Source organism: Psychrobacter sp. Ps7 (assembly GCF_022129225.1).
In the GTDB taxonomy this organism is placed as follows: domain Bacteria; phylum Pseudomonadota; class Gammaproteobacteria; order Pseudomonadales; family Moraxellaceae; genus Psychrobacter; species Psychrobacter immobilis_A.
Window position 1 is genome coordinate 20588 of the sequence record NZ_JADQAH010000044.1, and the last position, 7231, is coordinate 27818.

At 41.5% G+C, this 7231-nt stretch carries 4 protein-coding genes; all 4 read right to left on the minus strand.

Going from position 1 to position 7231, the window contains the following annotated elements; genetic code table 11:
- Positions 1-47: 47 nt before the first annotated feature.
- On the minus strand, positions 48-2342 hold the full coding sequence (gene rnr, locus I3257_RS12355) for a ribonuclease R (protein ID WP_238049940.1): 2295 nt from the start codon (positions 2340-2342) through the stop codon (positions 48-50).
- Between the two features lie 141 nt (positions 2343-2483).
- A complete protein-coding gene (locus tag I3257_RS12360) occupies positions 2484-3728 on the minus strand; it encodes a toxic anion resistance protein (RefSeq protein ID WP_238049941.1) in 1245 nt (414 codons plus the stop codon).
- A 321-nt stretch (positions 3729-4049) separates the two neighbouring features.
- Positions 4050-4553: a translation initiation factor IF-3 gene (gene infC, locus I3257_RS12365; RefSeq protein ID WP_045447656.1), complete on the minus strand. Its 504-nt coding sequence runs from the start codon at positions 4551-4553 to the stop codon at positions 4050-4052.
- Between the two features lie 23 nt (positions 4554-4576).
- The gene (thrS, locus tag I3257_RS12370) at positions 4577-6511 is read right to left on the minus strand and encodes a threonine--tRNA ligase (protein ID WP_238049942.1); all 1935 of its coding nucleotides are present in this window, start codon (positions 6509-6511) and stop codon (positions 4577-4579) included.
- Positions 6512-7231: the final 720 nt, after the last annotated feature.

The following is a 7231-nucleotide window of genomic DNA, read 5'->3' on the forward strand; positions in this document are numbered from 1 at the left end:
GCCAACGATGACGTTGGCCTTTTTATTATTTGAAGCGTTTGCTAACACTAGCTTTTCTTACTTGCACCTTTACTACGGCTGCCAGTCTTTTTAGCGGGGCCTCTTCTATCAGTACTTTTCTTATCAGTACCTTTCTTAGAAGGTGCGCTTTTCGTTTGATTCATTTCACTAGATTGCAATTTGGCTTTTAAATCAAAGTCAATTTGTAGCAGATCCATATTGACGCCCGCAACTTTCACTTTAACGCGATCACCCAGTCCGAATAATGTCCCTTTGTCTTTACCGATCAGCTGTTGTTGCTGCTCATCGTAAACAAAGAAGTCATCACCGACATTAGAGATGTGAACCAAACCATCGATATATAGGTCAGTCAAGGTGACAAACAAACCGAAGCTTGTGACTGTAGTAACCACACCTTCGAACTCTTCACCAACATGATCTTTCATATAGTGACACTTGAGCCAAGACTCTACATAGCGTGAGGCTTTTTCGGCACGGCGCTCAGTATCTGAGGTTTGCGTGCCAGCCGCTTCAAGAGAAAAGTCCATCACTGGCTGCTGAGTATTGGTCACTTTTGCTTTGATGGCACGATGTAGCATCAAATCAGGGTAACGACGAATCGGCGAGGTGAAGTGGCTATATTCGTCATAAGCTAGCCCAAAGTGACCGATATTGTCAGGTGCATAGTTTGCTTGCATCATTGAGCGCAACAGCATGCTGTGGATACTAATCGCATCGGGTCTGTCTTTGGTGGCTTCAATAATACGCTGATAATCGGCTTGCGTTGGATTTTCTTCTGGGAAGCTTAAACCAAAGTTCTTTGCGTATTCGTGAATACGCATTGATTTTTCGCCATCAGGTTTGTCATGGTTACGATATAAGACAGGAAGCTCATGCTTGAGTGCAAAGTTCGCTGCACAAGTATTGGCCAGCAGCATACATTCTTCAATGAGTTTTTGAGCATCACCGCGAGTACGCGGTAGGATTGCTTCGATACCACCTTTCTCATTGAACTTAATGTAGGTCTCAACTGTCTCAAACTCCATTGCATGACGCTCTTCACGCTTTTTAAGCAGTAGCTCATACAATTGATGTAAGGTATCGACAGATTTTTTGACGTCTTTATTACCCGTTAGTGAGGTAGGTACGCTCTTATCTTCTGGATTCTCAAGATAAGCGTTCACTTGATTATACGTTAAACGTGCTTGAGAGTGCATGACAGCAGGATAGAACTCATAACCAGTCACTTTGCCTGCCCGCGATATTTTGATATCGGCGACCATACAAAGACGGTCACGGTCAGGATTCAGTGAGCACAGACCATTGGAGAGCACTTCAGGCAACATTGGAATCACACGATGCGGGAAGTATACGGACGTACCGCGCTCGTAGGCATCTTTATCAAGTGGCGAGTTTGGTGTAACGTAATAACTGACATCAGCAATCGCAACTAAGACACGATAGTTGCCACCAGAGCGTTTTTCGGCAAATACGGCATCATCAAAATCACGTGCATCTTCACCATCGATAGTCACCAGCGGCAAATCACGCAAATCTGTACGACCTTTTAGATCTTTTTCAGTCGGCTCTTGATAATCGTTGGCTTGCTTCAGTGCTGCTTCACTAAAATCTGATGGGATGTCATAATTGAGTAAGGTGGTCTCAATAATCAGTTCGCGGTCATTGTCATCAGACAGTACTTCGGTGATTTTACCCGTCGCAAATTCATGCTGATTTGGCCAATCAATAACATCAACCTTAACAGGAGAGCCTTGCTTAGCGTTCAACGCTTGTACATTTTCTTCAGTAACGGTAATCGGCTGGTGATTATTTGGACTACCAAGCTCGACACAGTAGCCATCTTCATCACGCGCTAATGTACCAATGAAGTTGTTTTGGCGACGTTCAACGACATCGACGATACGTCCTTCTGTGCGCCCGCGATTGTCTGTCGATGTACCGATTGCATCTACGGTATCACCGTTGAAAACCCAGCGCATTTGCTTTTCATGCAAAAACAAATCTGGCATATCGCTTAATAATACAAAGCCAAAGCCTTTAGGATGTGCAGACACTGTACCTCTGACGACATCTTGTTTAGTCACCGTACGATAGCGATAAGGACGACCGTCGCGGTTTACTTGTCCATCACGTGCCATCGCTTTTAGGCGATTGCCTAAAGCGTCAAACTGGTCTGGGTCATCAATATTAAAGGCTTTTGCCAATTGTTGATGCGTGACTTCACCATGCTCATTAATCGTACTGAGTATCAGTTCGCGACTAGGGATAGGATTGTCATATCTTTTTGCCTCACTTGAGGCGTTTGGATCGTTCCAACTCATAAATTACCGTATCTATTTTTAAAATTATTAATAATGGCTATCTTAACACGAACGACGTTGCAATATCTTGCGTCAATTGTCTTAAGTGTATTTGGTAGCAGGAAGTGGCCACCTTTAATAGGCAACAACTATTAAAACAAATCAAATGTCGATATCGACTGTACTTGATTTATTGGTTATCTTTTTACTGTCTATCTCTTTCGACACTTCTAATACTGTTGTTTGGTTAGACTTATCCAAGTATTTCTGAGCCTTATCGACTTCAGTAGTCAAAGTATTGACCGTCTGTTTCATATTTTCTAGTGCTTCAATTTTATAATTGCTAATCATATCCATCGTATCATAGACGTTATTGAAAGCGTTTTGCAATTTATCAAGCTCAATACTGCTACTGGTCGCTTGCTCATGGATTTCACCTGACTGACGTTTTAGCATCGCTGAGGTCGATTCAATCAAGCTGCTGGTGGTTTTATTTAAAGCAGTAATTTGATCAAGTACCAGTTTTTGATTGGTCATTGCTTGGGCAACCACGACCGCTGTACGTAGTGCAGATACGGTGGTTGTGGTGGCTCGATCAACGCCTTTTATCAATTCTAAGTTATTGCGGCGAATGGTATCGAGCGCTAAATAGCCTTGCACGTTCACGGCTAACTGGGTTAAAAAGTCGGTGTTTTTTTGACGCACATAAAACAACATCTCTTCTTTAATAATGCGTGCTTTTTCGGGATCGGTCGCTTCTATCGCATAAACCTTTTGTTCTAACTGCTCATCGATTTTTTTGCCGACATAAACGTATTGGCGTATGGATTGCATCAGCTCCCACATATTGACTTTTTCTTGCTCAATCATCGCATTGTCTTTGAGCAGCTCATCCTTACCATTATATAGACTGGTTACTACGGCGTTGATATGTGATTGTGCCGATTCATATTGACGGAAGTAATCCTGTACTTTATTGCCAAATGGGATGAGACCGAATAACTTACGTGAGCTGGTCAGCTCTTTTTTACTGGGATCTAAATCTTCGACGATGCCGCGCAACTCAGTCAGTGACTTGGCGATAGGAGAATTATCAAATAAGCTGTCATTTAAACTTTTGGCGGGTAAATCGAGCATACGATTAGACATTTGGGCTGATTCACGAATCTCTTTGGTACCGAGATTATGAATCGATTGCACATTTTGCTGAAATTCAGCACTGTGCACAGAATTATTAATCACATGATCAACAAAGGCATCGACCTTGGCATCAAGCTCGGGGATTTGGCTGTCATCCAATTTGACCATTTGATCTGCTTCGCTTTTTTGTATTTCTCTCACAGGTTCAGGCGCGGTTAGAGAAATACTTGGCGTCGTTGCATTTTCTGGTGGGGTCAATTCTTGCATGAAATTTCCTTCAATATTGGATAAAAGTAGTGTTTTTGTCAACGACTCTGATGGTCGTGATATACGTTATTTTTATACACTTACTAGAAATTTTTAATAAATGCTGATTAGCAAATATAAAACAGACCTTTAGATTACCGCGTAATCAAATGGTTGAGAAGGTAGGTTTTGTAAAATAGAGTCAGCCAATTATATCTGACTAAACATATTTAAAAGAGATATGTATCTATGCACACAATAAAAAACCATCAATATCCCGCAGTATATTGATGGTTAAGGTTATACATATCTATATTGACTAACAGCCATCTAATAAACAGATTACTTTTTCTTAGTTGGCCCAAGCAGCATACCCATCTGACGACCTTCCATCTTAGGATATTGCTCAACGTTAGCAATCTCAGCAGTATCTTCGATAATACGATCTAGCTGCTTGCGACCAATTTCTTGGTGCGCCATTTCACGGCCACGAAAGCGAATACTGATTTTAACTTTGTCTTGGTCTTCCAAAAAGCTGACGATTTTTTTCAGTTTGACCTGATAATCAGCTTCTTCAGTACTAGGACGCAGCTTCATCTCTTTTAGCTGAGTTTGCTTTTGGTTCTTTTTAGCTTCTTTCGCCTTTTGCTTTTGATCATAGAGGAAATGCTTATAATCCATGATTTTGCATACTGGCGGTTTGGCTTCAGGAACCAATTCGACCAAATCTAGACTGTCTTCACGTGCCGCTTTCATCGCGGTTTCGATATCGACCACGCCCATCTGTTCGCCGTCTTCTTTAACGAGACGGACTTCTTTGGCTGTGATATCTTCGTTGATGTTCAAACGGTTTGACTGTTTAATAGGTATTACTCCTCATCTGTTTTTGGGGTCTGTCGGCCTTTGTCGCTGACAGCGGTCTGTACTAATGTAATAAATTCTGGAACACTCATCACGCCAAGGTTTTCACCTTCACGAGTACGGACATTGACACTGCCCGATTCGACTTCTTTATCCCCTAATACTAGCATATAGGGAACGCGTTCTAATGTTTTCTCTCGTATCTTAAATCCAATCTTTTCGTTACGCAAGTCACTAATAGCTCGCAAACCTGACTTTTTGAGTTGGCTGACCACATTTTCACAAGCATCTGCCTGTTTATCAGTGATATTCATCACCACCACTTGTTGCGGCGCTAGCCAAACGGGCATCCAACCAGCATAGTTTTCAATCAAAATACCAATGAAGCGCTCGAATGAACCTAAGATGGCACGGTGCAACATAATAGGTACTTCGCGCTCGTTTTGCTCATTGACGAATTCGGCATCTAGGCGCTCAGGCATGTTTGGGTCAACCTGAATCGTACCGCACTGCCAGACGCGACCTAAAGAATCTTTCAAACTAAATTCAATCTTCGGACCATAGAATGCACCTTCACCTGGTAGATAAGCCCAATCAAGACCTGAACTATCTAATGCATCGGCCAAAGCTTTTTCGGCAAAATCCCAAGACTCATCACTACCAACCCGTTTTTCAGGGCGGGTCGAGAGTTTCATAATGATATTGTCAAAACCAAAGTCTTCATAAACGGCAAGGGTTAGCTTAATAAAGTCAGCGACTTCTTGCTGGATTTGCGACTGCGTACAGAAGATATGTGCATCATCTTGGGTAAAGCCGCGTACACGCATCAAACCATGTAGTGAACCTGATGGCTCGTTTCGATGGCATGAGCCAAACTCTGCCATACGTAATGGCAAATCACGGTAAGATTTTAAGCCTTGGTTAAAGACTTGCACGTGGCACGGGCAGTTCATTGGTTTTACCGCATAATCACGATTTTCGCTGGCAGTCGTGAACATATTAGTCGCATAGTTGCCCCAATGTCCCGAACGCTCCCACAGGCTACGATCGACGATTTGCGGCGTTTTAATTTCTTCATAGCCATTATCATGCTGTACTTTACGCATATACTGCTCAAGTACTTGATATATCGTCCAACCATTCGCATGCCAAAACACCATACCGGGTGCTTGCTCTTGCATATGGAACAGATTTAACGCTTTACCAATTTTACGATGGTCACGTTTTTCAGCTTCTTCGATACGCTGAATATAGGCTTTTAAATCTTTTTTATCCGCCCATGCTGTACCATAGATACGTTGCAGTTGCTCGTTCTTGGCATCACCGCGCCAATATGCACCAGACATTTTGGTCAGTTTGAATACTTTTAAAAATCTGGTGTTCGGCACGTGTGGACCACGGCACATATCGACATATTCTTGATGATGATATAAGCCAAACGCTTCTTCGCCTGGCATATCGTTAATCAGCTTAAGCTTATAGTCTTCACCACGTTCTTCAAAGATTTTAATGACTTCATCGCGTGGCGTTATTTTTTTGATAACGTCATAATCTTGCTTGATGAGTTCCATCATGCGTTTTTCAATGGCTGCCATATGCTCAGGCGTAAATGGCGTTTCGCTATAGATGTCATAATAAAAACCATCATCGATAACGGGGCCAATCACCATTTTTACATCAGGATATAACTGCTTAACGGCATGACCTAATAGATGAGCACAAGAATGGCGAATGATATCGACACCGTCATCATCTTTTGGTGTCACGATTTCAACCTTAGCATCATGAGCGATAGGGTCGTGCGCATCAACTAGATGACCATCTACACGTCCGGCGACCGTCGCTTTAGCCAATCCTGCACCAATGCTTTGTGCCACTTCCATGACGGTGGTACTACCTTCGAAGTTTTTTACGCTACCATCGGGTAAAGTAATCGCTACCATAATCTATTCACCTTTTTGCGTCCGTTGGCAGTGATGATTGCAACCATCAATCATATAACCGCAAGACTGCGTCAATTATATCCAACTGCTATGATATGTTATAAGAGATAGATATCACTTAAAGGCAAAATTTCAAACAATCAACCGTTGAACAATCAAGGCTAATAAGAAATGCCATTAAGCAATATTATAAAGTCAGCTATTATAGCAAAAACTGTGTATCAACACTAGATAGTAAGGGATTAGGTCGGCTTCTATATATAGATGCTATCTATACGAATATCAAGAAGTGTAAATCATAGTTAGCTAAGGACACAGCGAAGGCAATTATCAGTAAACAGATAAATATGCCAAAAAGTCAGTATGGAGCCTCAAAGTTTTAGCTTAAAGTAAGTTATTAATGGCAACGCTATAGATGATAATTAATGAATATCGATAGATACTGTTTAAAGCTGAGTAATTATTTACCGTCTAATTTAAGAGAATTAAATGAATATTAATCTTAACCCATTGAAAACCATACACAATTAAAAGTCTTATCAAATAAACTTAAAAACCCCTGATAAAGCGGTTGACACACCTCTTAAACTCTATATAATACGCCCCACAGCAAAGGAAGCTAAGCAGTAAGTTAACCAACTTATTACTTAGATTACCAAGCTAAGACAAAACATAAAAAAGCTTGACAATTCAAATCATTATGATAAGATAGTCGGCTCG